23 protein-coding genes are annotated in these 25,402 nt (G+C 48.0%); 12 read left to right on the top strand and 11 right to left on the bottom strand.

Features of this window, described 5'->3' with window-relative positions; genetic code table 11:
• Positions 1–21: 21 nt before the first annotated feature.
• The 4 genes from mobA to Q4Q46_RS05235 are packed head-to-tail and all read right to left on the bottom strand — an operon-like array spanning position 22 to position 2,838.
• Positions 22–612, bottom strand: a complete 591-nt coding sequence (mobA, locus tag Q4Q46_RS05220; protein WP_071940244.1) for a molybdenum cofactor guanylyltransferase MobA — start codon at positions 610–612, stop codon at positions 22–24.
• Entirely contained in the window at positions 596–1,306 is a 711-nt protein-coding gene (locus Q4Q46_RS05225) for an ABC transporter ATP-binding protein (RefSeq protein WP_115335872.1), read from the bottom strand. Before Q4Q46_RS05225 ends, mobA begins: the two co-directional genes overlap by 17 nt.
• A gap of 3 nt (positions 1,307–1,309) precedes the next feature.
• Positions 1,310–2,017, bottom strand: coding sequence for an ABC transporter permease (locus Q4Q46_RS05230; protein WP_006079398.1), 708 nt, complete (start codon positions 2,015–2,017; stop codon positions 1,310–1,312).
• Positions 2,014–2,838 carry an ABC transporter substrate-binding protein gene (locus Q4Q46_RS05235; RefSeq protein WP_311905409.1) on the bottom strand — a complete coding sequence of 275 codons (825 nt, stop codon included), beginning with the start codon at positions 2,836–2,838 and terminating at the stop codon, positions 2,014–2,016. The genes Q4Q46_RS05230 and Q4Q46_RS05235 overlap by 4 nt, the downstream gene beginning before the upstream one ends.
• Positions 2,839–3,119: 281 nt before the next feature.
• Between Q4Q46_RS05235 and Q4Q46_RS05240 the strand changes: the two genes are divergently transcribed.
• Positions 3,120–4,502 (top strand): sigma-54-dependent transcriptional regulator, encoded by a 1,383-nt coding sequence (locus tag Q4Q46_RS05240; protein WP_220591535.1) that lies wholly within the window; start codon positions 3,120–3,122, stop codon positions 4,500–4,502.
• A 1-nt stretch (position 4,503) separates the two neighbouring features.
• Positions 4,504–6,657, top strand: a complete 2,154-nt coding sequence (locus tag Q4Q46_RS05245; RefSeq protein WP_311905410.1) for a sensor histidine kinase — start codon at positions 4,504–4,506, stop codon at positions 6,655–6,657.
• Between the two features lie 350 nt (positions 6,658–7,007).
• Here Q4Q46_RS05245 and Q4Q46_RS05250 read toward each other — a convergent pair whose 3' ends face one another.
• On the bottom strand, positions 7,008–7,466 hold the full coding sequence (locus tag Q4Q46_RS05250) for a GNAT family N-acetyltransferase (RefSeq protein WP_311905411.1): 459 nt from the start codon (positions 7,464–7,466) through the stop codon (positions 7,008–7,010).
• Between the two features lie 99 nt (positions 7,467–7,565).
• Positions 7,566–8,225 carry a 7-cyano-7-deazaguanine/7-aminomethyl-7-deazaguanine transporter gene (locus Q4Q46_RS05255; protein WP_106648874.1) on the bottom strand — a complete coding sequence of 220 codons (660 nt, stop codon included), beginning with the start codon at positions 8,223–8,225 and terminating at the stop codon, positions 7,566–7,568.
• 215 nt (positions 8,226–8,440) lie between these two features.
• On the opposite strand from Q4Q46_RS05255, the gene Q4Q46_RS05260 reads away from it, so the two are divergent.
• Positions 8,441–9,178 carry a substrate-binding periplasmic protein gene (locus tag Q4Q46_RS05260; protein WP_012197877.1) on the top strand — a complete coding sequence of 246 codons (738 nt, stop codon included), beginning with the start codon at positions 8,441–8,443 and terminating at the stop codon, positions 9,176–9,178.
• Between the two features lie 21 nt (positions 9,179–9,199).
• Here the strand turns inward: Q4Q46_RS05260 and Q4Q46_RS05265 are convergent, their stop codons facing one another.
• The gene (locus tag Q4Q46_RS05265) at positions 9,200–10,558 is read right to left on the bottom strand and encodes an isochorismate synthase (protein WP_259523837.1); all 1,359 of its coding nucleotides are present in this window, start codon (positions 10,556–10,558) and stop codon (positions 9,200–9,202) included.
• Between the two features lie 425 nt (positions 10,559–10,983).
• Here Q4Q46_RS05265 and Q4Q46_RS05270 point away from each other — a divergent pair, with 425 nt between their 5' ends.
• The 8 genes from Q4Q46_RS05270 (at position 10,984) to Q4Q46_RS05305 (ending at position 18,968) form a co-directional block, all read left to right on the top strand.
• Entirely contained in the window at positions 10,984–13,173 is a 2,190-nt protein-coding gene (locus tag Q4Q46_RS05270) for a TonB-dependent receptor plug domain-containing protein (protein WP_311905412.1), read from the top strand.
• A gap of 1 nt (position 13,174) precedes the next feature.
• The gene (locus Q4Q46_RS05275) at positions 13,175–14,545 is read left to right on the top strand and encodes an ATP-binding cassette domain-containing protein (RefSeq protein ID WP_311905413.1); all 1,371 of its coding nucleotides are present in this window, start codon (positions 13,175–13,177) and stop codon (positions 14,543–14,545) included.
• Complete coding sequence (locus tag Q4Q46_RS05280) at positions 14,535–15,215, top strand: CbiQ family ECF transporter T component (RefSeq protein WP_006084716.1); 681 nt, start codon at positions 14,535–14,537, stop codon at positions 15,213–15,215. The genes Q4Q46_RS05275 and Q4Q46_RS05280 overlap by 11 nt, the downstream gene beginning before the upstream one ends.
• On the top strand, positions 15,208–15,750 hold the full coding sequence (locus Q4Q46_RS05285; RefSeq protein ID WP_012090637.1) for a hypothetical protein: 543 nt from the start codon (positions 15,208–15,210) through the stop codon (positions 15,748–15,750). The genes Q4Q46_RS05280 and Q4Q46_RS05285 overlap by 8 nt, the downstream gene beginning before the upstream one ends.
• Positions 15,751–15,779: 29 nt before the next feature.
• Positions 15,780–16,517, top strand: coding sequence for a DNA-binding protein (locus tag Q4Q46_RS05290; protein WP_311905414.1), 738 nt, complete (start codon positions 15,780–15,782; stop codon positions 16,515–16,517).
• A 37-nt stretch (positions 16,518–16,554) separates the two neighbouring features.
• A complete protein-coding gene (locus tag Q4Q46_RS05295; protein WP_259521303.1) occupies positions 16,555–16,794 on the top strand; it encodes a hypothetical protein in 240 nt (79 codons plus the stop codon).
• A gap of 235 nt (positions 16,795–17,029) precedes the next feature.
• Positions 17,030–18,220 carry an HD-GYP domain-containing protein gene (locus tag Q4Q46_RS05300; RefSeq protein WP_311905415.1) on the top strand — a complete coding sequence of 397 codons (1,191 nt, stop codon included), beginning with the start codon at positions 17,030–17,032 and terminating at the stop codon, positions 18,218–18,220.
• Positions 18,221–18,332: 112 nt separating this feature from the next.
• Positions 18,333–18,968, top strand: a complete 636-nt coding sequence (locus Q4Q46_RS05305) for a paraquat-inducible protein A (protein ID WP_311891632.1) — start codon at positions 18,333–18,335, stop codon at positions 18,966–18,968.
• Between the two features lie 74 nt (positions 18,969–19,042).
• Here the strand turns inward: Q4Q46_RS05305 and Q4Q46_RS05310 are convergent, their stop codons facing one another.
• The 4 genes from Q4Q46_RS05310 to Q4Q46_RS05325 are packed head-to-tail and all read right to left on the bottom strand — an operon-like array spanning position 19,043 to position 24,648.
• Entirely contained in the window at positions 19,043–19,348 is a 306-nt protein-coding gene (locus Q4Q46_RS05310; RefSeq protein ID WP_226060142.1) for a DUF3240 family protein, read from the bottom strand.
• Positions 19,345–22,398 (bottom strand): efflux RND transporter permease subunit, encoded by a 3,054-nt coding sequence (locus tag Q4Q46_RS05315; protein WP_311905416.1) that lies wholly within the window; start codon positions 22,396–22,398, stop codon positions 19,345–19,347. The genes Q4Q46_RS05310 and Q4Q46_RS05315 overlap by 4 nt, the downstream gene beginning before the upstream one ends.
• Before the next feature lies 1 nt (position 22,399).
• The gene (locus tag Q4Q46_RS05320) at positions 22,400–23,428 is read right to left on the bottom strand and encodes an efflux RND transporter periplasmic adaptor subunit (RefSeq protein ID WP_242326148.1); all 1,029 of its coding nucleotides are present in this window, start codon (positions 23,426–23,428) and stop codon (positions 22,400–22,402) included.
• Entirely contained in the window at positions 23,425–24,648 is a 1,224-nt protein-coding gene (locus Q4Q46_RS05325) for a metal transporter (RefSeq protein WP_311905417.1), read from the bottom strand. Before Q4Q46_RS05325 ends, Q4Q46_RS05320 begins: the two co-directional genes overlap by 4 nt.
• Before the next feature lie 145 nt (positions 24,649–24,793).
• On the opposite strand from Q4Q46_RS05325, the gene Q4Q46_RS05330 reads away from it, so the two are divergent.
• A complete protein-coding gene (locus Q4Q46_RS05330) occupies positions 24,794–25,339 on the top strand; it encodes a helix-turn-helix transcriptional regulator (RefSeq protein ID WP_006079428.1) in 546 nt (181 codons plus the stop codon).
• Positions 25,340–25,402: the final 63 nt, after the last annotated feature.

Raw genomic sequence — 25,402 nt, forward strand, 5'->3', positions numbered from 1 at the left:
TTTGGGTTATTGGAGCCTTAGCTATTTGGTAATTTCCATGGCCAGTCGTTGTTTTTGTTCTGGCGTATTCACATTTACAAAGGCATTGGGCTGGTCGGCGAAAGACTCCACAACAAAGTGGTGCTTGGCATACCAAAAGTCCACTTTACGCTCACCCGCCTCAAGAAACGCTTTCATCGAGTCACGTAAGCTGGGCTTTAACAGTAAGACGACGGGTTGCTCATATTCACCGTCACTGGCGACGGCGATCTCTGCATCTTCAGCCTTAATAGCTGCCAGCATACGCGGCACAAGGTCGGTTGGCAGCAGTGGGCAGTCGCAGGGCACCACCAATAAGTAGTCTGCATCCGTTTGCCCCATTGCGGTGATCATTCCCGCCAAAGGGCCGAGGAAACCAGTATGTTCATCGCTTATCACTTTAAAACCGAACTCAGCATAACGTGTTTGGTTGCGATTTGCGTTGATCAGGATCTCCTTAACCTGAGGTTTTATTCTGTCTATTGTGTGCTTAATCATGGCTTCGCCGTTTAATTCGACGAGACCTTTATCGTCGCCGCCCATGCGACGCGCCATGCCACCGGCGAGAATAACGGCATCAATTTGCGATGACATATAAAGACTCCTGTGCTGGCAAAGATTCTGGGTGTTGATAAGAGGTCGTCACTCGTTCGCCTTCTATGTGCCACTGCTGTTCGCAGATGGAGGTTAACGCGCAATTCTGATGACTACTCAACAACATACCTGTGCCTTCGTGTTTGAGTTGTTGGATCATTTTTAATACTAGCTCTTGGGAATCCTTGTCCATATTGGAGGTTGGTTCGTCGAGCATTAACAGTTTAGGTTGTAGGATCCAAGCGCGCGCAATGGCGAGCCGCTGTCTTTCGCCGCCAGAGAGATTACTGGCTCTGGCGTGTAGCAGCGATCCTAGTTGTGCCATCTCAATCGCTTGGGTAATACGTTGTTTCGCCTTGGCTTTTGTTTCTGAACTGAAATTCAGCCCATAGGTGAGATTATATTCCACTGTGCCGTCGAACAAATAAGGATGTTGGTGCAAATAAACTGCTTTACCTAATAATGGATTGCGTCGCCACCAAGCATTTTGGGCAAAACCCACAGTCTCAATTTTGCCTTTCGTTGGCGCCATCAAGCCCGCAAGAATTTTCATCAAGGTCGATTTACCCGTGCCGTTGTCGCCTTGCAGATAAATCACATCCCCTTGGCAGAGCGCTAATGCGTCCGCTTTGAATAACAGGCGCGCACCAAAGGACATCTCTAAGTCACGGGCGATCAGTTTGACCTTAGTCATTGCTTAATGGCTCCTTGGCATGGCTTTGCCACGTAAACCACCGAGGGCAAAGTTGAGGATCAAGGCCAAGATTAGCAGCACTAGCCCGAGGGCGATAGCTTGGGCGAAGTCGCCTTTGCTGGTTTCGAGTGCGATAGCTGTGGGTATGTTACGGGTTACGTTTAAAATATTGCCGCCGACCATCATAGAACAACCCACTTCGGTCAGAATACGACTAAACGCCGCGACAATTGCCAGCAGTAAGGGCATACGTAGCTCGCGGCAGACTGTCCATACGGCGCGGCACCAAGAGGCACCTAAAGTGCGTGAGGTTTCCCATGCTCTACGGTCAACGCTAGTAAAGGCGGCTTGGCTCATCGCAATCAGTACGGGCGCGCAGATCAACATTTGCCCGAGGATCATGCCTTCTTGGGTGAATAACCATTTTAGATCGCCAAGAGGACCATTGCGGGTGAGCAGTAAATAGACCAGCAGACCGATAACCACAGTGGGGATAGATTGCAGAGTTTGCACTAAGTTCGTGACTATCCATTTACCGCGAAATGGCGCAAACGCTAGCACAAAGCCAAGTACCATAGATGGCACCAGCGTGATGAGCAGCGCCGCGAAAGAAACCGAAAACGAGATCGAAATGATGGACCAAACGTCTGGGTCTAAAGAAAACAGCAGGCTTAACGCCTGCTGTAACAGTGCTAGCCAGCCGTCGCTCATTCGCTATAAGTTGCCTTGAACAATTGCTCACCTTCAACTTTGAAGTTATTGATCATGCTTTGACCTTCTTTGCTGATCAACCAGTCGCTGAATGCTTTAGCGCCTTTGTGGTTTAGATCTGGGTACTTAGCAGAGTTGATCAGGATAACTTGGTATGGGTTGGCTAAGGTTTTGCCGCCATCGAAATCAACACCAAGATCTAGTTTAGTTTTGTAAGCTACAAAAGTACCACGGTCAGACAGAGTATAACCTTGCATTTCATTTGCCATTAGCAGGGTTTTGCCCATGCCTTGACCTACTGACGTGTAACCTTTGAAATCGGGTGTCACACTTGCCGCTTTCCATACTTCTAACTCTTTGATATGAGTGCCTGAATTGTCACCACGAGAGATAAAAGGTACGCCTGATTTGGCTATTTTAGCGAATGCTTCTTCGGCATTCTTGCTGTCACGGATTTTTGCTGGGTCATTTTTAGGGCCCAGTACCACGAAATCATTTTCCATGATGCCACGGGGCTCAACACCAAAACCGTCGGCGACGAATTTGGCTTCAGCACTTGGCGCATGAGTCATGACTAAATCCACGTCACCTTGTTCACCCAGTTTCAGGGCTTTACCTGTACCAGTGGCGATAACTTGAACCTTGTAGCCAGATTCACTTTCAAACTTAGGTAACAGTTCTTTTAATAGGCCTGAGTTTTCAGTGCTGGTGGTCGTGGCTAACTTGATAACTTCAGTCGAGTGAGCGGGTAAAACGGTGAACATACTGGCTGCAACAACCAGCCCTAGTAGTGACTTCATATGAGATTTCATGTTTAGCATGGGTACTCCTTGGCGAAAATAGGATTCCAACTCAAATGCCTACTGAGTGGAAGGTCTCGTAATGTAATACGTTCGGTTGAAAGCAAATTAGATGCCAAGCTGAGAATGCGGTCATTTTCTTCACAGCTTAACCTAATTTGTGAGCTTGATCCCAAGCTCAACAAATACTCTACAGACAAATTGTCTCAGCACCTACTTACTGTGGTTCATAGTGACCTATTCATCTATTTTCAGTGCTAGAATTGGTCGCAAATGAGTCAAAATGTCCAGAAGCAGACAATATGAGCCAGATAGATAATAACCTCAAGCCTCTTCCATCGGCAGTATCGGTACTGATTGTTGATGATGAACCCGGAATGCGCAGTTTTTTAAATAAGGCACTCTCGAAGAAATTCGCCTTAGTCGAAACAGCAGGCAGTATCGAAGATGCGGAGCAGCTACGTAGCCGCTGCCATTTCGATTTGCTGATCGTCGACATTCGACTGCCAGGCCGCTCAGGTATCGAATGGCATGAAGCGCTAGATGAGCAGGGTCGTCGTTCGGACATCATTTTTATGACCGGCTATGCTGACATGGAAGTGGCGATTACTGCGCTGCGCGCGGGTGCATCTGACTTCATCATGAAACCTTTCCACCTTGAGCAGATGATGACAGCGGTCGATCGTTGTATCGAACGCCGCCTGCTTAAACGTGAAAACTTGATGCTGCGCCGTGAGGTTTCAATCGGTTACTCATCGACCATTATTGGCAGCAGTGAGGCCATGAAGTCGGTGAAACATATTATCGAACGTGTGGCGCCGACCAATGCCGTGGTGTTGATCCAAGGTGAGTCGGGCACGGGTAAGGAATTAGTTGCACGGCAATTACATTTGCTCAGTGGACGTCAGGGACCTTTTGTCCCAGTCAACTGTGGCTCTATCGCTCCTGAATTGCTCGAAAGTGAACTGTTTGGTCATACCGCAGGTGCATTTACGGGTGCGAAAGGCAATCGTGAAGGTTTATTCAGTTTTGCCTCGGGCGGGACGATTTTCCTCGATGAAATTGGCGAAATGCCACTGAAAATGCAAACGGCATTGCTCAGAGTATTAGAGCAAAAAGCGATTCGCCCTGTGGGCAGCGAGAAAGAAGTGAACATAGATGTACGAGTGATCGCGGCCACCAACCGCACTTTGATTGATGAAGTGGATGCGGGTAATTTCCGCCGTGACTTATATTATCGACTGAACGTGCTCGATATTTTAATCCCGCCATTACGGGACAGACCCGAAGATGTGGTTGAGTTAACCCATCACTTTACCCGCCAACTCGCGGCTGAATTAGGGGTAAGAGAAGTCGTGTGGAGCCATGAGGACATGGTGAAGCTGCAACAACATGAGTGGCCGGGCAATATTCGTGAGCTGCGCAATATGATTGAGCGCTGTATTTTACTGGGCAAGCCACCTGCGGAATATTGGAAACAACAACTCAAGAGTGACTCTTCCTCGACATCGGGTTACCCATTGGATTGGCCATTAAAAGAAGTTGAAAAACACCATGTGACTAGCGTGGTGGATTTACATTCGGGCAATAAGTCTGCCGCGGCGAGGGATTTAGGTGTTTCGCGTAAGACCTTAGATCGCAAGTATAAAGAGTGGTTTGAGTTCAGCGGCGAACAGGAGTCATAGGGTGTCATTCTTCACTCACTTTTTTGGTGTCAGTTGGCAGCAAATGCAGGCCAAGGTGCGCTATCGCATATTAATCCTGACGTTATTGCCTATTCTACTGACACTGGTGAGTTTAGTGTTTATCACTATTTACTGGAATATCAGTTATACAGGTAAGCAGCTGTTTATGAAGGTTAAAGCTGACTTATCTGTTGCCGAGAATACCTTGCAGCAAGTGCAAGTACGCCAAGAAAAACAACTCGAACGTGTGGTGACGTCTTGGACGTTTCAAAATGATTTCAGGCCACTTTTCAGTGGTAAAGCATTAACTGGCGAAGTAGTACACAGAGCCAGTCTTGATGTATTTCTCCTCGAACAGAAAAAACAGCTTAACCTCGATTATTTGCGTCTCGTCACTGTTGCCGAAGCGGCCGCAGACCCAGATTTACGTCAGATCCTCCCAAAGATAAATGGTTTATTACCTTATTCCGGCTTGATGGTGCTACCGCCCGAGCGTTTAGCGCGCATAGACCCCGAATTGGCGATCACTGCGAGCATCCCGATTGTCGCGACCTTGCGGGCGCAGAGCCCGACTAAAACCGTTGAAGAACGCGGTTTATTAAGCCGTAGTCTGCTACCCGTGCCTGATATGCAAGGTAAAGTGGCTTGGTATCTGGATGGTGGCATTCTGTTTAATCGTGACACGCGGATTGTCGATCACATTCGTGATTTGGTGTATGACAAGGGCACCTTACCCGAGCGCTCCATCGGCACTGTGACCATCTTCTTAGACAACATACGTATTTCCACTAACGTGCCACTGCACTTTTATCCCACGGGCAGCGAGACGCAAGGTCGCGCGCTGGGCAGTTTAGTATCGGAGGAGGTTAAGGAAAAAGTGTTAACCCAAGGCGAGCAATGGGTCGACCGCGCTTTTGTGTTTAATGATTGGTTTATATCCGCTTACGCTCCCTTGGAAGATATTCGCGGCCAGCGTGTCGGCATGATCTATACGGGGTTTTCTGAATCGCCATTTATCCACAATTATTTACTCAATATCATAGAGCTGGGCACGATTCTCATGTTAGTGCTGTTAGTGTCAGGCTTGCTGGTTTATCGCGGCGCCTACAGCTTGTTGCAGCCGATTGAGCGTATCCACCACGTAGTGCAGGCGGTGCAGTCGGGACGTAATATTCGTATTGGCGCTTTAGGGTTAGATAGGGATAACGAGTTATCGAACTTGGCCGAGCAGTTCGACAGCATGCTCGATCTGCTGCAGCGCCGAAATGCCCAGATCCAAGCGGCGGCAGAGCAGCTTGAAATGAAGGTCGAAGAGCGTACCCGCAGCTTGCAGGACAAAACCTTAGAGTTGCAACGTAACGTGGCCTTACTGAATGAAACGCGCCAACAGCTCGTCACTAATGAGAAACTCACCGCACTCGGTGAATTAACCGCAGGTATTGCCCATGAAATCAATAATCCTACCGCCGTTATCCTCGGCAACATGGAGTTACTGCGCTATGAACTTGGCGATAATGCCGAAGTGGTAAAAGAAGAAATTGATCTCGTTATTCAGCAGGTTGGACGGATCAGTACTATTATCCGCAGTCTGCTGCAGTACAGTCGTCCGGGCGAATTTAACGCCCCGCTAGAAATGCATCCGATTACCCCCATTATTGAAGAAATGTTGGTGTTAGTGCGGCATTCGATTCAGAAACAAGAAGTGGTATTGATCACTGAGTTAAACGCCAGTTGTCCAGTGCAGGTCAATCGACCGCAGCTGCTGCAAGTCTTGATTAATCTGGTAGTAAACGCGGCGCATGCGATGGACGGTAAAGGACGTATCTGGGTGCGAACCTATGATTGGGTACAGCAAGATATGCCGATTGGCGTCAAAATCGAAGTGGAAGATGAAGGTTCTGGGATAGCACCAGAGCAGCTAGGGCGGATTTTCGACCCCTTTTACACCACGCGTAAGGATGGCACTGGTTTAGGGCTTTCGCTCAGTTACGGCATTATTAAGCGGATTGGTGGCACGATAGAAGTGAGCTCAACCTTAGGTAAAGGCACATTATTTACCATAGGCTTGTACCATGAGGCGAAGGAAGATCAGCAAAACAATCCCTACGAGGGCTTACATATTGCGGGCAACTACAGCGACATGTCTGCCGATTAGCTTACCGATGAGTTTTACCGAGTGAGATATGGCAGCTTCTTATATTCGATTGATTACCTGTCATTAAAATATGGCTGCAGTTGTTAGTTCTGCTTTATGTGGCTTTGCATCACCGAATTTTAGGCAAAAAAAAAGCCGGATGATGAATCCGGCCACAAAGAGTGTGTGTGAGCAATGTCGTGCTTGCAAACTCAGGAGCTCCGTAACAACGTCGATTACCAGTCATCGTTGTTAAAGATGAGTTTTGGAACGCACGCTAACGATAATCATTCTCAATCGTGTTTGCAAGCTATTTATTGAAAAAAGTGCACATCTTTACAAATATCGTTTCGCTCTTATCTATTAACTGTTTAGATCGACTTACGTAGATGCAGTTTATGATCGACTAAGCTTTTTGGATCGGCCTTGAGCTCGGTAATTAAATATTGATTACTGATCAACAAATTAAGCATCGCAGGGAAACGGTTCATCGTTTTCACCTGAATATGGTTATAGCCTTGACGGCGTGCCCAGGTTTCTTGATATTCGAGTAGACTCTGCGCTAAGCCTAAACGTCTAAAATCTGAGGCAACGCCACCTAACCAGCTATAAAAGATGGCATTTTCTTGCTCGTAACCCAGTTTAAACCCTGCCAATTCACCTTCCACATACGCGACTAAGATCAAACACTGCTTGCCCTGTAAGCGCTGATTTAACACTTCGCTGGTGAGGGGGCGATCGAGTTCAGGGATTTGTTGACTAAGTTGGATAAGCTGAGTGGTTAACTCGGGAGTCAAACCTGACTCTGCTTTTATTTCGATAGAATACATTGCTTGCTCTCATAAAAATCAGCCCCACTCGCGCGTTAACAGGAGCAGGGCTGAGCTATTAACTGGTCAAATTATAACAGGTCTGGCCAGTTGAGTTGATCAGGAAATTGATTCTTGCGGATTGGTGCGCAAAATCTTGTCTTGTAAGACTTTTAGCAAAACCCCGTAGGCAGGCAGGAAAAGACCTAAGCTCACGATCAGCTTAAAACCGTAATCGACAGTGGCGATTTCGGGCCAATTGGCCGCCATAAAACTATCGGAAGAGGCGTAAAAGGCGATGCTGAAAAACACTAAGGTATCGACCAAATTACCCACTAAGGTCGATGCCGCAGGCGCGACCCACCAAGAGCGGCTCATTCGCAGACGGGCAAAAACCTTAATATCCATTAACTGGCCAATCAAATAAGCGGCAAAGCTGGCGAAAGCGATTCGGAACACAAAGGTATTCCACTCTGCAAGTGAGTCAGCGCCTTGGAAGCTACCTTGATGGAACACAACTCCCATCACGTAGGAAATCATCAAAGCGGGAATCATAGCTTTGAGTATGATGCTTCGTGCGGCTTGTTGGCCAAAAATACGGACAGTGAGATCTGTGGCTAAGTACACGAATGGAAAGCTAAATGCGCCCCAAGTTGTGTGGTAACCAAATAGCTGAAATGGCAATTGTACTAAGTAGTTGCTGACGCAAATAATCAGTATGTGGAATCCTACTAATAGGAATAAGGCGCGGCGAAGCTGCGCTGTGGTTAACATTAACATATGTGGCCTTTTTAGTTGTGTAGGGCGGGGTGAGGGAACCCGCTAATTTTCAATTTATTATGTTTACGACAATATCACCGAACATTACCGATCGCAGCGAGGCGAAATCGGGTCGCCATTATAGTGGCCGAGTTTTAAGATGCAAGCCTGCTGTTTAAATGTACGCATAGAATGAAAACTCTTCTACACTTTGAGTACGTCGAAGGAGGATAACCATGAGACGATTCTTTGCTATTTTTTGCTTACTTTTAGCCATGTTACCTGTATCCATCTATGCCGCCCAGCCGATAGTTGTCAATGTGGCGACGGCTTCGTGGGAGGATTTTGCCAATCGTGATGAAACGGGTTACTACTTCGAGTTACTCCAACGGATTTTCCCCGAGCCAGAATGGCAACTCAAGGTGCAGTTTATGCCCTTTGCCCGCAGTTTATATCTTGTTGAGCACAATCGTACCGATATCACCCTCAGTGTTTATAAGGGAGATACTAAAAAGGCGCTGCTAACTGAGAATACGGTTGAAGTAGATTCTATCGATGTAGCGGTCACCCCCGAGTTAGCGGCGACTTGGACAGGACTTGAGAGTCTATCCCATAAGAGGGTTCAGGCCATGTTGGCCTATCGATACAACATGTTGACACCTGTACCTATGTACTACGAAGAAAGCAGCGATATGTTGACTATGCTCAATAGCTTAAACGCAGGACGCATAGATGCCGTGTTGGATTACAAGCCTAATTTGCTTATGTATGTGCCTAAGCTGAAGGCGCCACAAAATTTTGTGATTATTCAAGGTGTACTCAAGGCCGAAACCTATTTTGCCTTTGCAAACACTGAAAAAGGCCAGATGCTGAAACAACATTTTGACCTTGCACATAAGCGTTTAATCGATTCGGGAGAGCAGGACAGGCTTTACCTTGAAATACTTGAAAAAAGAAAGGCTGATGATGAATAGGCCTTAAATTTATTCGGTTTATTACATTTCGAACAGAATCGACATGATAGTCGCGAGTTTATTTTCAAGCTCTTGCCACTCAGCTTCGGGCTCTGAACCCGCAATAATTCCCGCCCCCGCAAATAGGTTAATCCGACCGGGTTCAATCAACGCACTGCGGATTGCCACTGAAAACTCACTCTCGTATTTATTGAAATAACCGCAGGCACCAGCGTACCAGCCACGAATATAACCTTCACGCTGACGAATAAAGTTCAATGCCGAATGCCGCGGTAAGCCACCCACTGCAGGGGTTGGATGCAGCGCTTGCAACAGTTGGAAATCATTCACGCCCGGTTTTAATTCGGCTCGAATTGCGCGATGTAAATGTTGAATATGATTCAGTTTAAAGATGGTCGCTAATTCATCGGCGCCAACATAATTACTCAGCGGTGTGAGCATGTTGACTATGTGGCTTCGAACGAGTTGGTTCTCAACGCTATTTTTATTGTCTTCTAGCAAGGCATTCGCCAGCGCAATATCTTCTTCTTGATTAAGGCCGCGTACTGTCGTACCTGCGAGTGCCTCAGTGAATAATTCCTGCTGACGGCGGCGGAATAAACGCTCTGGTGAGCAAGAGATAAAGGTGCGTTCTGGACTGAATTGGAAGCCAAATTGGAAGCTGTTGGGATTACGTCCCTGCCAGCATGCCAGTACCATCCAAGGATCGATAGGTTCGTTCACTTCAAGCTGAGTTAAACGGGATAACACCACTTTGGGCGTGTCTTGATTGAACTTAGGCTCGACTACTTGTTCAACTAAGGTTTTCCAGCGTTCAAAATTGGGCTTGTCACTGCGGCCAAGAGGAACGATTTTCTTCGGTGGTGAGAGTGGTTTAGCGGGCATCACAGCTTCGATGACGGCGATGGCCTTGTCGATTTCGCTATGGTGATCATTCTCGGCAAAATTAAGATTTACTAACAGACTAAACTTGCTACCGCTGCGTCTAAATTCAATGCGCGGCAGGATAAAACGACTATTACCGAACTCTGGCCAAGATTCTATGGTGCGATCGAAGGCAACGCCGCCGTAGTAACGAATATTTTGATTCGTCGATAAGGCTCGTTGTTCTTGGTAGGCCATGGCCAGTTGCTGATCGTTAACGCCGGTTTCAAATTTGAAGTCTTTACATACCCCAATCGCCGCGACTTCTTCGATTCTGTCACGCCCATGCCAGTAAATACGTGGAAATTGTGTCTGCGATGCCAACCATGAAATTAAAGGCATAGCGACAGTTGTAAGCGACAACTGCGCTATCGGTTCCGTCGGCGGAACTTGCTTTAATTGAATGAGTTTGTCGATGAGAGACTTAAGGTCTTCAGACAGGGCATGAGCGGGCAAATAGAACTCCAAAGTAAAGATAAGGGATAAAGGCGAAAGCTGAAGGTCACTCTGTCAGCATCAATGAATTCGACTCAGGTTAATGTACTCTTTTTCAAGTCATTTACCTTTAGTTGATTCAGGCTGTAAATAAGAATCTTTCGCTCAAATTAAAGGCCAAGGTCGAGAGTGTCAAGATGTAAGCCCCCAGCGTGTGACTTTCGCCATAGTCTCATTTTGCGCTGATAAAAAATGTGACTTGAGTGGGTCTTTTTGTCGGATAAGTCACCCTTGTTGGACATTTTGTCTCTTGGTTGCGATACGCGCTTTCCCTTTGTTTCAATTAGTCGATCTGGGTTGGTTTTTAAATGTTTTTCGGTTGAGACAGAATCATTGCGGTTCACAATAGCGGGCACATCTTACATTTTCGACGTGACAACAATAATATGATTACCACAAATACCCTCTTTAGAGTGTCCTCTTTAGCCTTAGCTATTGGTGTTAGTTTTACTGTTCAAGCTGATGATATCGCCCGTGATCCGCTACTCAATATCAATGAAGTGATCGTCGTGCATGGTGACGGCGGAGAAGCCAGTGAAATGGCGACGACCCATTGGAGCATCAGTGAGGAAGAGATCCGCGCAACCGGAGCGCAAACCCTAGACCAAGTCTTAAAGAATGTGCCGGGTGTGTACATTCGTGTTGGTGGCGACGGTACGCCAAGGGTTGATATTCGTGGTTTTAAAACTCGCCATGTGACCTTATTGGTCAATGGTGTGCCAATGAGCAGTGCCGATGATGGTCAGTTCGACCCGAGTATTATTCCCACAAGCCAAATTGCCTCGGTAGAAGTGTCTGTCGGCCCCACATCTGTGCTTTATGGCCCAAGTGGTGCGGGCGGCGTGATCAACATTATTACCATGCAGGGCAGCACGGCACCAGCTCTGGCTGGGCGTCTCGAAGCGGGTAAAGACAATACATTTAATGGTGATATCAGCGCCGCAGGTTCGGGTGAGGATTGGCAAGGCTTGGTCAGTATCAGTCGCCAGCAAACTGACGGCTTCCCTATGTCGAATGACTTTGAACCGACGCAATACCAAGACGGCGAATTGCGCGCGAATTCAGATAAAGAAGTCACTAACGTTTATGCCCAAGGCAGTTACTGGTTATCTGATAAAACGCAATTGATTGCCAATATGGCACTGCGCAGCGGAGAATGGGGAAAGCCCGCCCGTGAAGGCACTGGTAGCGGCAAGCTCAAATTTGAACGCACTGATGATTATGACGCCCATACTTTCCAACTGGGATTAGCACATCAGTTTGATGACACTTTCACCCTGCGTGGCTTTGGCTATCACAATCAAAGCGATACCTTAGAAGCCTCCTATGCCGATGAAACCTATCAGGCGGTGACGCTGTCGCAAGATGGACGTTCGGTTGTGCAAGGTGTCAATCTGCAGTTAATCACAGACTTGCATACCGCGGGTTTATTCACGACCTCAGTCATTGCCGAGAAACAAAGCTGGAAGTCAGTCGTTGATACTTATACGACTAATACAGGTAGCAATAATGGTGGCACTACCGGTTCTGGCGGCGGAACAGGCACAGGTGGTGGAACAGGCACAGGTGGTGGAACAGGTTCAGGCGGTGGAACAGGTTCAGGCGGTGGAACAGGTTCAGGCGGTGGAACAGGTTCAGGCGGTGGAACAGGTTCAGGCGGTGGAACAGGCACAGGCGGCGGAACAGGTTCAGGAGGTGGAACTGGCACAGGAGGTGGAACTGGTGGCGCCGAGAACTTAAATGATTCTGCCTGGTTATATACGGCCGCGGCTGAGTATCAGTATCAATCTGAGCTGCTGTACGGCTTTACCTTAGGTGGCGCTTATCATTCACTCGACACCACAGATAGCACCGATGGCAACTATTCGGCCATGGCCTCCAGTTATTGGCAGGCGGCACAGGATTCCCGCTTAAGCTTAAGTGTGGCACGTAAAGTGCGTTTCCCCTCAATGGTGAACCTGTATTCGCAACTCTCTGGCAATAGCGATTTAGAAGCCGAAGAGTCTAAACATGTGGAGTTAGGTTTAGAGCAGAATTTGCCGGCGAGTACCGATTTCGCACTTTATGGTTATTACACGGATGCAAAAAATTACATCGCCAAGGATGTCGATGGTTTTTACCAAAATATGGGGCGCTATAAGTTCAAAGGGGTGGATTTTCAAATCAATAACCATGCGATTGAGCACTTAGATCTGAGCTTCTCCTATAGCTTCCTCGATTCAGAGGAGATAGACGGCGACGATACCTTAGATGCCTTGCAATATCGTCCACGTCACCAGTTACGTTGGCAGATGAGTTACGAATTTCCCTTCGAGACTCAAGTTCACCTCAACGTGGAGCGTATTTTAGACCAAGTCTATGCGACACAGGTGAAGGTTGGCGGTCAGACCCAATATCAACAGCAGTCGTTAGACAACTACACCTTAGTGGACGTTAATCTGGTACAGCCATTAATTCGCGACAAGTTAGATGTTTACTTACGTGCGACTAACTTGCTGGATGAAAACTACTACCAGAGTGAAGCCCTGCCGCAGGCGGGACGACAGTTCTTCATCGGTGTGAACTGGCAGATCTAAGATGAAACTCCTAGCGCTCGAAGGCGTTAGCTTCAACTATGGTAGCCAGTTACCGACCGTATTGCAGGAGATAAACTTGGCCATTGGCACTGGCCAATGCCATTGCGTGAGCGGTCCTACGGGCTCAGGGAAATCGAGTCTGCTCAACCTGCTGGCGGGCGTATTAAATCGCCCGCATGAAGGCGACATCTGGCGTTACCCACAACTGGTTACGGGTCTGGTTATGCAAGACCCACAAACTCAACTCCTTCGGCAAACCGTTGGTGCTGAAGTGGCTTTCGCCTTAGAAAACCTCGGTATTCCCGCCGAAAAAATGTTGCCTAAAGTGCAATTGGCGCTACGGCGCGTGGGCTTGTATCTACGCCTCGATACTCAAGTCAGCACGCTTTCCCTCGGTCAAAAATATCGTTTAATGATTGCCGCCCAACTGGTGTGCGAGCCGCATTTACTGCTGCTCGATGAGCCTTGGGCGCAACTCGATGATCACGGCGTGAGTGAGCTGCTGGCCGTACTTCGCAATCTTATCCAAGATGGCATGGCGTTGGTGTTGGTTGAACATAACGCCTCGGCCTTTGCTGAGATCATTCAGCACTACTGGCAGCTAGAGGTCGGTAAGTTATCCGAAGGCATTTATACCGTGAACAATGCGCCGCAAGTTGAGGCGCCTGCGTGGCTAAATCAGCCTAAGTTTGAGCATTTGGGTAAAGTCTTAGTCAGCGCTGAAGCCTTTGAGTTTGGTTTCGATGCTTGTCCCACGTTATTTGCATGTCCGCACGGGTTCCAATTACAGGCGGGTGAGATAGTGACCTTAGTGGGGGATAACGGCTCAGGTAAAACGAGTCTGCTGAAAACCATAGCTGGCGTACTTAATTTTAGGCAGCGTATTCCGCTTAAAGTGCTCGGGAGAAGACCTAAGTTGGGGATTTATGGCGCTGAGTTGGGACTGCTGATGCAAAGGCCGAGTCGGCAATTATTCGAGACCAGCGTGCTCGCCGAAATGCAGTTTAGCCTTAGGCGTTTTGATCTCCCTAAAGAGCGTGCAGTACAGATGTTGGATGAATTGGATTTATTGAGCTTAGCTCAGTTGTCGCCCCACAAATTATCCTACGGCCAACAGCACTTGATTGCCTTAGCGTCACTCGCCTGTTTACGCCCTAAAGTGTTACTTTTGGACGATCCATTGGCGGGGATGGATAAGCATTACTACGGCAAAGTATGGTACTTGCTGAAGCGGTTAAGCTCGCAAGGTTGCGCTATTTTGCTCAGCAGTCACAGAAGCATTGAACACAGCGCTGTATCACGGCAATTGAGTTTGCGTAATGGTTTATTGGTGGAGGAATTGATTGAAACAGGAGAGCGTTATGTGGGCTAGTTGTCGGCGCCTACGCGCGCTGCGGCATTGGAGTTATGAGCGGCGGGAAACGGCACTTTGTGCGTTGTCGCTGCTATTGGTGTGCGTGCTCTCAGCCTGTGCTTTTGTATTGCCCGCTGCTTTACTCTTGCCATTAGCTGGGCTTAATGGGCTCCTTGTTATCCACGGTTTGCTGCGGCGCGGCAGTATTTGGGGCGTGCTAAAGCTAGGTTTAGTGCAATTGAGCATTACTTTGAGTCTGTATTTAATCCTCTATGGCGTTGAACATTTAGCCCAAGGCGCTGTGGTGGTTGCGCGTATTATTTTGGCGACCATTCCCGGTTGGTGGCTGTGTCTTACGGCTGCTCCCGAGCGGATTGGTGAAGTGTTAAGTGCGTTTTTACCGACCAAGTGGGCCTTTGTGGTCGCGGCATCCTTAAGTTTATTGCCCTATATGGCAGATGAGATCCGCGAGATATATCAGATCCAGTGTCTGCGCGGGGCACGCATTACACCTAAGGCGCTGCGTAACCCTAAAAATTGGTCCGAGTTGGTGTATTGCGTGTTGTTTCCCGTCTTAATCCAATTACTTAAATTATCTCGCCAGATGGCCGTTGCAGCGCAGAGCCGTCACTTTGGTTTAGCGCAACGGCCAACACATTGGCATTCACCGAGAGACAAAAATGACTAAAAAAATCCCGCTGAGTCTACAAGACTCCTTATTTGTCGGCTTTTGCGCCACCTTGCTGGTGGCATTAACGGGCATGTTAAGGCTGAAACTGGGCTTGTCTGGCCACAGCATGTTCCTGATGAGCTTCTTTTATTTGATCTGTTATGGCGTGTTAGGTCGTTTCGGCAGTATGACGGCATGCGGTGTTATCGCGGGCATAGTGGCTATGGCTTTAGGCGTAGGTAAAGGTGGGCCTATGATTTTACTGAAGTTTGCCTTGCCTGCCATAGCAATGGATCTCGTCGCCTTACTCTTGCCGCTCAGTATGAACTTGCATTGGCGCTGCGTGATATTAGGCATTGCAGGCTGTATCGCTTGGGCAGGTAAAGTAGCACTCACCAATGTGCTTGCGGGCATGGCGCTGGATGTCGTGTTGATTCAGTGGGGCTTGAGTGTATTAAAAGGTGGCTTTTTTGCCACTCTGGGCGCCTTGCTTGTACCGCCTGTGCTGACGCGATTAAAAGCCCACGACCTGTTACACCGTGACAAATTTTAAAAACCTTTTTAAAGCTTTAGGAAATGCAGATGAAAAATTGGCTGATTTGTATCGACGATACCGATGATATCGGCACTAAGGGCACGGGCGAAATTGCCGAGGAAATCGCCCATCTGCTCGCGAATATGTCGGGCGGCCATGCTTCCTTTGTGACGCGGCATCAATTGTTTGTGCACCCCGATATTCCTTATACCTCACATAACAGTGCCATGTGTTTTGCGCTACGCTCGCCACTGACGCAGGCTGAGATCCATCAACATGCCGTTGCGTATTTGGTCGCGGAATCGGCTCCTGCGGCAGACCCTGGCATCGCCATACTCGATGTTGACTCTCGCTATGATGCCGCATCTTTAATGGATTTTGGCCGCAGAGCCAAGGTTGAAGTGATCACTAAAGCGGCGGCCTATGCTTTGGCTGAACAACTTAACATTCAGCTGACCGAACATGGCGGCACAGGCCAAGGTGTGATTGGTGCGTTAGCGGGATTAGGGCTACGTTTGATGGGCAGCGACGGCCGGGTAAAAGGCCAGATTAAACTTGGCCAATTTGAGGATGTTTCACTCGAACTCAGCGTTGCCGATATCCTCGAACAAACTGGACTTGATGCAGTGATGAGCATGGACAAGTATCGACTTGCGCTTGATGAGCTAGTGCAACTGAAGGGCAAAGTGAAAGCTGTATATCTTGATCACCAGTTTGTATTGCTCGTTCACCAAGAGGCAGAGCAATGGCGCAATGCGGGCAAGCAAGCCCTGCAAGCCTACTAGAGCAAGTTTAGTTAAAGAGTTTAAAAGAGAGTGCTAAATGGATCTCAACTTGGTCGAACACGCATTTGAATTAAAGGATGACCGCTGGATTTTTAAGGCGGGAGTGGCTCAATATCCACAGGCGAGGCAAGTTGCCAAACTGTGCACGCGTTTTATCCCAGATGATGAAGACGAGCAGATCGACGATGAGCCCCGCTCCTGCTACAACTGCCAATATCGCCGCTGGATGGTCGCCGGTTTTGAATGCTTAGCCCTGAGGCATTTATTGAAAAAGTGAGAGTATGAAATGGGTCTTGCCTAAGCCTTGAGCCCTTATTCCATCGCATACTGTTTAAGGCATTTTGTTTACCAAGAAAGTCTATGGTGATTTTCTAATGCGCGGCTTAGAATGCCCCTCACGCCTGTTCTATAATAATCAAGAATAACAACAGAACATTTGAGCGTAGGTCGCTTTTATGTCGTATGGTTAAGTTGATATTTTATTCGGGCACATCATCCTTGGGGTTGTAGATATGAGTGAGTCGGCAGAATCAGTTGAGCTTATCAAATTACCTGTGTCGCAATTGACATTAGGTATGTTTGTCAGTGCCATAGACAAAAATGATAAAGGTCAACTTGCTATTGCAAATGCTGGACAAATTAAGCACAAGGATGCGATTTTAAAACTGGCCAAAAGCGGTATTAAATTTGTTTGGGTAGACGCCGAGCGTTCGGCAGAACATTGCGGTTTAAAGAAAAAAGCTACCAACGATAGTCAAACCGACAATCGAAAAGCGTCAGTGAGTCGTGATAAGCAACAAGCTCAAGCTAAGGTCATGCTGACCGAAGCGAAAGATCTTATTCGTAAAGTGTTATCCGAAACCTTCGAAGGCAAAGCCATCGAAGTTGCGCCCTTCGAAGCGTTAGCCGATACCATGATTGAGTCTGTCATGTTAGATGCTGATGCACTTAAATGTATGTCTGCTCTCCGTTCAAAAGATGCCTATCTACTCGAACATTCAGTGAATGTCGCCTTTCTGTTGGTAACCTTTGGCAAATACCTACAGCTGGATCGCGATATGCTGCGGCAAATGGCGGTCGGTGGGATTTTGCACGATATTGGCAAGATTAAAGTCGATAATAAAGTGCTGCACAAGCCGGGTAAACTGACACCAGAAGAGTTCGAACATATGAAGCTGCATCAAGTGTATGCGCTTGAAATTATGAACGAAACTACTGGTCTGTCGCAGATCAGTAAAGATATCTGCTTAATGCACCACGAGAAGTTAGATGGCCGTGGTTATCCAAGGGGTTTGAAAGGTGATGAAATCCCCCGCCATGGCCGTATGAGTTGTATCGTCGATATCTTCGATGCGTTAACCGCGACGCGCTGTTACAAAGAGGCCATGAGCCCTGCCGCAGCTTTTAAAATTTTACTCAGTCTGACGCCATTCCATTTGGATCAAGAATTGGTCTATGAGTTTATTCGTTGTATTGGTGTTTACCCTGTGGGTTCCTTAGTTGAATTATCGGACGGCCGAATTGGTATTGTTTGGGCCTCGAAGGACAGAGATGCACTGCATCCGATCGTAAAGTGCTTTTATTCTTTAAAAGTAAAACGTTACACAGATGTCGCTATGGTGGATTTATTAAAATCTGAGCTGTATATCGAGCGCGGCGTGTCACCGAGTTCATTGGATATCGATCCAACGCCTTTCTATTAATCCTCAAATCCTGTCTTTAATGCCGGTCATCTAAGTCGATGGCTGGTGCGAACGATTGCAGAGCCTGCGCTAAAAACCGTAAACTGAATGTCTTCTCCAGTCTGGCAATGCGATGAACAGTGCTATGAAATCTCTATTTCCTATTTTTATCATTCTCTTATCTCTGGCTTTATTAATCCCTGGGGTGACTCAACCTATTTTGAGTATTAGCGGCACTATCGATAAGGCCAAGCTGACCGAGCAGGGCATAGAGCAAGTTGCTCAACGTTTCGATGAAGACTCGGGGCGCGACAGCGCTCGCGGTATGCTGAGTATGGTTAGTGGTTTGCTGGGGCTCAATAGCCTTAAGGGCGAAGTCGAAGTGTTGCAGAAAACCCGCAGTATTTGGGGAACGGTAACCGAGCTTTATCACTCAGGAAATGGATTCGTCGCGGGATTAGTCATGTTATTCAGCGTGGTGGTGCCGGCCTTGAAGTTGAGTTTAATGCTGGTACAGCAATGTGTGAGTTCGATTGGTCTGAAACTGAGGATTAATGCCGTCGTCAATGCACTCGCTAAGTGGTCGATGGCCGATGTGTTTGTGGTGGCGCTGATCATCACCTTTATGGCGGGGAACGCCTCTGGTGGTATGGGGGAAATGCTAAAAACACAGGCGCAATTTGAAAATGGTTTTTACTTTTTTACCGCGTACTGCATTTTATCGATATTGAGTGGTTTTTTAGTGCGGCGTCCAACGCCAATTTTGTAGCGAGTTTATCAAGCATGCCGACCTTAGCGATAAGACCGGATGCCTAGATTTAACGCGGTTAATGGCGCAGCGAGTTAGGACAAAGTGCCATTTTGATAAATGGGCATAATCCAATAGCGACAGGGATTATGTTTGCAGACCAAAGCCAGTGCAGCGAGCAGCGCCGCTTGTTGCGCAGCGGGGTGCATGATTTCGAATTTACAAAACTCCCGATAACCTTCCACTTGTTCCTTGATATTAAAATGGCTGTGTTCACGGCTAAAACCACAAATATTCCCTAGGCTAAAACCCGACAGAAACTCCAACTCTATCAAGGTATCGACTATGTCGCCCTTAATATCATTTTGGGCGATCAGTACTAACAGTTGTTCTGTGCTCATTTACGTTTCTCCAGCCAAAAATACAGAATTGGCAGTAAATACAGTGTGGTAATGGTTGAAGTGAGCAGACCGCCAATCACCACAATCGCTAAAGGTTTTTGAATTTCAGCCCCAGGGCCCGAGGCAAACACTAGTGGCATAAGACCAAACATCGCCGTTGTCGCCGTCATCAAAATGGGACGTAAACGCCGCGCCGCACCTTGTTCCACCCGTTCGCGCAGGTTGCTGAACATGTGCTTGGTTTGTTCGTAATAGCTGACCATCACTACGCCATTGAGCACAGCGACGCCGAGCAGGGCGATAAAGCCAACCGAGGCGGGCACTGATAAATATTCCCCCGACAAATACAGGCTAACTATGCCGCCCATCATAGCGAAGGGAACGTTGGCGAGAATTAAGCCCGCTTTGGCAAGCGAGCCAAATGTGGTGAATAAAATCAGGGTGATCAGTGCGATAGCAATGGGGATCACTAGTAGTAAATTGCTGGTGGCCCGCTGTTGGTTTTCAAACTCGCCACCAAAACTCACGCTATAACCGCTCGGAAGTTTGATTTCCTGCGCGATTTTAGCGTTGAGCTCTTCTACAAAACTCACGATATCGCGACCTTGCACGTTGGTGGTTATCACTGAAAAGCGATTCCCTTGCTCACGCTCGATAAGGATGGGGCCTTGCTTATAGCTTAAGGTGGCGACATCACTTAGGCGTTTTAAGGAGTGATCTGGCATCACCAGTAACTGATTTTTAAGCTCATTAATGCTGCTTAAGTGGCTCTGATTGTTAGCAATCAGCACGGGTGTGCGCTTTTTACCCTGTAGCACTTCGGTCACGATTACGCCTTCGAGCTGGCTTTTCAGGTAGCGGGCAAACTCCATGGTGCTCATGCCAAAGCCTCGTGCTAGCTCGTTATCTAAGGTGAGGTTGATAAAAGGACTGCCTTCGAACATCGCCATTTTCACATCGACGCTGCCGCTGGTGGCATTTACCAGCTGTTGGATTTGGCTCGTGAGCTGACCTAAGGTGTCAATATCGTTACCAAAGACCTTGATCGCTACGTCGCCAATGCTGCCGGTGAGCATTTCCGATACACGCATTTGTATCGGTTGAGTGAAGTTAAAATTAACGCCGGGATAGTCCAATAACACAGTGCGGATCGCATCGATAAGCGCTTCTTTATTTGCAAAGCGCCATTCGCTGCGGGGCAGAAGTTCTAAGAATACATCGGTTTCATTGAGCCCCATGGGATCTAAGCCGATTTCATCCGCGCCAGTACGCGCCACCATTTGTTTGATTTCAGGAACTTTAGCCAGCAAGGTTTGCTGAATTTGCTTGTCGATGGCAATCGAAGCCTCGAGCGAAATCGACGGCGATTTCTCCAACTGCAGAATAATGTCGCCCTCATCTAAGGTCGGCATAAAGGTTTTTCCCACTAACCCGAACAGCCCTAGGCTGATGATAAGCAAGCTAAAGGCGATCACTATAAAGCGTTTTTGATGGCTAAACGTGCCCTTGAGACTGCCCAGATAAAGCTGTTTAAGCTTTTCAATCGCCTTAGGTTCCTTGGCGGCTTTTTCGTTGACGAGATAAGAAGCGATAACCGGAATAACAGTTAACGACAACACCAGCGCCGACAGCATGGCAAACACGATAGTGACCGCAACTGGGGTAAAGAGTTTACCTTCGAGCCCGCTCAAGGTCAGCAAGGGCGAGAACACTATCATGACGATCACTGTGCCCGACACCACGGGAATGGCAACGTCCTTGGTCGCGCGAAAAATCAAATGCAGCCGGGGTAATCTCTGCTTTGTGGCGATGAGATTCACCATGTTTTCGACTACGACCACAGATGAATCCACTAACATGCCGATGGCGATAACCAGCCCGCCTAGGCTCATTAAGTTCGCAGAAAGATTGAAGTAATCCATCATCAAAAACGTCATCAGCGCGGCGAGTGGCAGCGAGAGTGACACGACTAATGCGGCGCGCACGTTGCCTAAAAATAGCGCCAGCAAGATGATCACCAACACTACGGCTTCGAACAAGGCATTGGAGATGGTCTCAATCGCGGTATTGATCAGATTCGCGCGGTCATAAAAGGTGTTTATCTGGCTCCCTTCTGGCAAGGTTAGGCTGATTTGATCGAGTTTTTCTTTAATGTTTTTGACCACTTGTGCGGTATTGGCGTCTTTCAGGGCGATGATCAAGGCTTCGGCTGTTTCGTTGCCATCTTTAGTGACTGCGCCATAGCGGGCTAAGTGGCCAATTTGAATATCGGCTAAATCCTGCAGTCGATACACTCTGGCATCATCGGCCTTGATCACTAATTGTTTGAGTTCGTCGATATCATCGATGCGACCTTCGGCGCGCACTATGATGGTGTCTGTGCCAATGGTGAGCTTACCTGCACCTTCGTTGTGATTATTCTCAACGATCGCCTGTTGCAGTGCCGCAAAGCTCACGCCCGCAGCCGCCATGGCCGCAGGTTTAGGGGTCACACTAAAGCTTTTGGCATAACCACCGAGGATATTCACATCGGCGACACCCGCAACGGTGCGTAACAGTGGGCGGATTTCCCATTCGAGTAATTGACGTCTTTCCATCAGCGAAAGATTGGGATTTTCGAGTGAAAACATAAATATTTCGCTGAGCGGTGTACTCATTGGCGCTACGCCGCCCGTTACACCTTCAGGAAAACTGTCCCACACGGCGGCGATGCGCTCGCTCACCTGTTGGCGCGCCCAATAGATATCTGTGCCTTCGTCGAAATCGAGGGTTATATCGCTGATGGCGTATTTAGTTGTCGAGCGCAGAATCGATTGATGGGGAATGCCTAACAGTTCGGTTTCAATCGGCACGGTAATTTGCGCTTCGATTTCCTCCGGCGTCATGCCGGGTGCCTTGAGGATGATCTTCACTTGGGTGGGCGAAATATCGGGAAAGGCATCCAAGGGAATGGAAAACCAGGCTCGCGCTCCCGCTAACATAATAATCAGCGCCACAATCAGCACAAATAGGCGCTGCGTGAGCGAAAAGCGGATGACTGAGGTCAACATCTTATTCGCCTCCTAGGCCAAGCATTATGCCTTTAACTGCGGCAACCGACTGGGATAACACTTGGATTTGGCTCAGATCTTTATCGCTTTCAACGATATATTGCTCTGGGGTTGAACCGAGAATATCGATCGTAATCGAGGTGAGCGTGTCGGCGGTTTTAGTGAAGACTTGGCTGTCTTGCTCCCAACTAAAAACACTATTTTTAGGCAATAAATACACCGCCTTTTGATACTCGGGTATCACAGTGATTTGTTGTCCTAATAGTAAGTTACATTCCTGCGGCACGGGTGATGACCAAGCGGTCACGAAGGCACCTTCGGCGATGGCCGACATGGACTCAATGGCGATATGGCACTGATTGATGTTCACCGCCGAGAGCGAATGTGACTGACTCATAGGCACACTGACCTTGACGCGAATGCTGTCGCTGGGCACCAGTGAAAATAGCTGTGAACCCGCCATATAAGGTCCATTTACTTGGTTGAGTTTAACGATCCCCGCCACTGGCGTGCCCACCACTAGCGAGTCTGTGGTGGCATCTGTGCTTTTGACTATCTCCATAAAATGCTGCATGTGCTCGTATTCGAGGTGAGTGCTGAAGTAGTCTTGGCTGATCTCGCGCCACTTTTCGGCGCTGATACTGCCATTGTTTAATAAGGGTTTATTACGCTCATAACGGCTTTTTGCCAGTTGATATAAGCTGCCAGCGGCTTCGACTTGGGCAAGGTAGTGGAACACTTCTGGCCCTGTCAGTTTGACTATCGCTTGGCCTTTAGTGACGAGCTGGCCTTGGCCGACGAGGAAGCTGATCTGTTGGATATTCTCCGGCGTGCTGATCCAGTAATCATTACCGGGGAGGATTTCAACCTGTGCGGGCAACGGGCTGCCCTCATAACTGGCGACTTTCTGTGGTTGCACATAACTCAGGTCTAAATTACCGAGGGAACTAATTGTTAGGGATTCAGCCTGCGCTAACGTGGCTACACTGGCGGATAAACAGAAAAGGCATGCGCCGTACTTGGCCATCATAATGAAATTCCTAAGGCTTGCAGTTGTTGGGAGTGCAGTTGTTGCTGGGCGACTTGGTTCAGTGCCAAGCGGGATTCGGTATCGAGCGCATCCATATAGCGGCGCAGCCAGACTTCGTAGCTAACTTGATTTTGGTCTTTGACCTTGGCCAGCTCTTCAGTAATGGTGCGGCTAAGGTGTAAGGCTTGGGTTAGCAATGTCTGTTGGTCGAGTAAGTTTTGTTGCTGTTGCTCTAGCTTTTTAAGCTGAGTTTTTAGCTCGATATAAGTACGGTCGAGGTTGAGCGTGTGCTCGGTATTGGCTTGTTGCCATTGGGATAATTCGGTTTGCGATAGGGCAGAACCTAAAGTCAGTGGCACAGAAACGGCGATGCCAAGCTGTTGATCATCAACTTGGTTATCGGCGGTATTTTTAGCCGTGAGTGAGACTGTCCAAGGGTCTTTATCCCCCGCTTGCTGGCTCTGGATGATCAGTAGCTGTTGCTGCTTCTGTAGCCTCAATAATTGCCATAATGGATGCTGCGCGAGAATGTCATTGGGTTGGCTGCTGGCTGAAAGCGGCCGTGCCGTTTCGGCGATGTCCTGCGGTATTTGCTCTTGTCCTGTCAGCTGTTGATAGAGGGCAAGCGCCTCAGCCTGTTGCTGATTAAGATCGACCCGTTCCAGTGCAATATCCACCAGTTCGCGTTCTAACAAGAGTATGTGGGCAATCGGCAGTTCGCCCGCATCTGTGAGTTGCTTTTGCTGACTATGGAGTTTGTCGAGTAATTGGCTCTTGCGATCTAATTGGGCCAGTTTCACTGCAGCAAGACGATGTTCCCACAGGCTTTGTCGCAATAATCCCGATAAATACAGACCTTGCAGCGCGACTTGTTGCGCCTGAATGCCTTGGGTGAGTTGTTTAATCTGCTTGTCGCTGCTGTGCAAAGCAGGGGATTTTATTGGCAAATTGAGTGAGAGTTCCTGCTCGTAGCTGTTACCATTATCTAGGCTACCTAAGTGACTCAGGCTAATGCTCGGCAGGCCACTGAGCCAAGCTGAGCTGCTTAAGCTTATTTGTGATTGCGGTAACTGGCCGCCCGATTGAGATAGAGAATGTAATCTAGTTTGGCTGGTGGAGAGTGCTTGAGATAGCTCGGAATTCGCGGCGTGGCACAGAAAACTGCTGCTGACTAAGGTCGCCAACAGACATAACTTGATACAAGACGTACTGACAGACATAGGACGATTCTATGGTAATAAAGTGTGCTGTCAGTGTAGGGATTGGTGGGCGAAAGTCGTGGGGGACATGTATCATAAAACCGTCTATGGTACATATGTCCTATAAATTAATTGGTTGATTTTGCTTTTATTTAGGAGTTTTTCGATGAAGGATCTTGTCATTATTGGTCTGTTGGCCTTGATCATATGCTTTAAGCTTTTTGACATCTCATCCGACATTCAATTAGGCATTCCCCAATGGCATATTGCCCAGGAAGCCATGCTGTTAGTGCTCACTGTGATTGGTGCCATGTACTTAAGTTATGACCTTATTCGTCGCTCCCGCGAAGTGAAAGCGTTGGCTAAACGGTTGGAGCATGCGGATAAGAAAATCGACAATATGTCGACGCAAATGCGTTCTGCCAGACAAGAATACAGCCAAGCTGTATCGCAGCAATTCGAGACTTGGGGCTTTACTAAGAGTGAGCAGCAAGTGGCATTTTTATTACTTAAAGGCTTAAGTTTTAAAGAAATTGCCGAAGTTCGCCAGACTAAAGAAAAAACCGTCAGACAACAGGCATCGACCATTTATGGCAAAGCGGCTGTGGATGGACGCCACACTTTCTGTGCTTGGTTTATGGAAGACTTTATTCAAGAACATAATCAAGATCTTGCTGCGAATGAAGCGGCATCAAGTTCTAAGGCGGCTTAATCTGCGCTGGATTGGCTTAGCTGTTATAGCTATTTGTTATTGAAAATCGATATTTGCTGAGTT

This window comes from Shewanella vaxholmensis (assembly GCF_031932135.1).
GTDB lineage: Bacteria > Pseudomonadota > Gammaproteobacteria > Enterobacterales > Shewanellaceae > Shewanella > Shewanella hafniensis.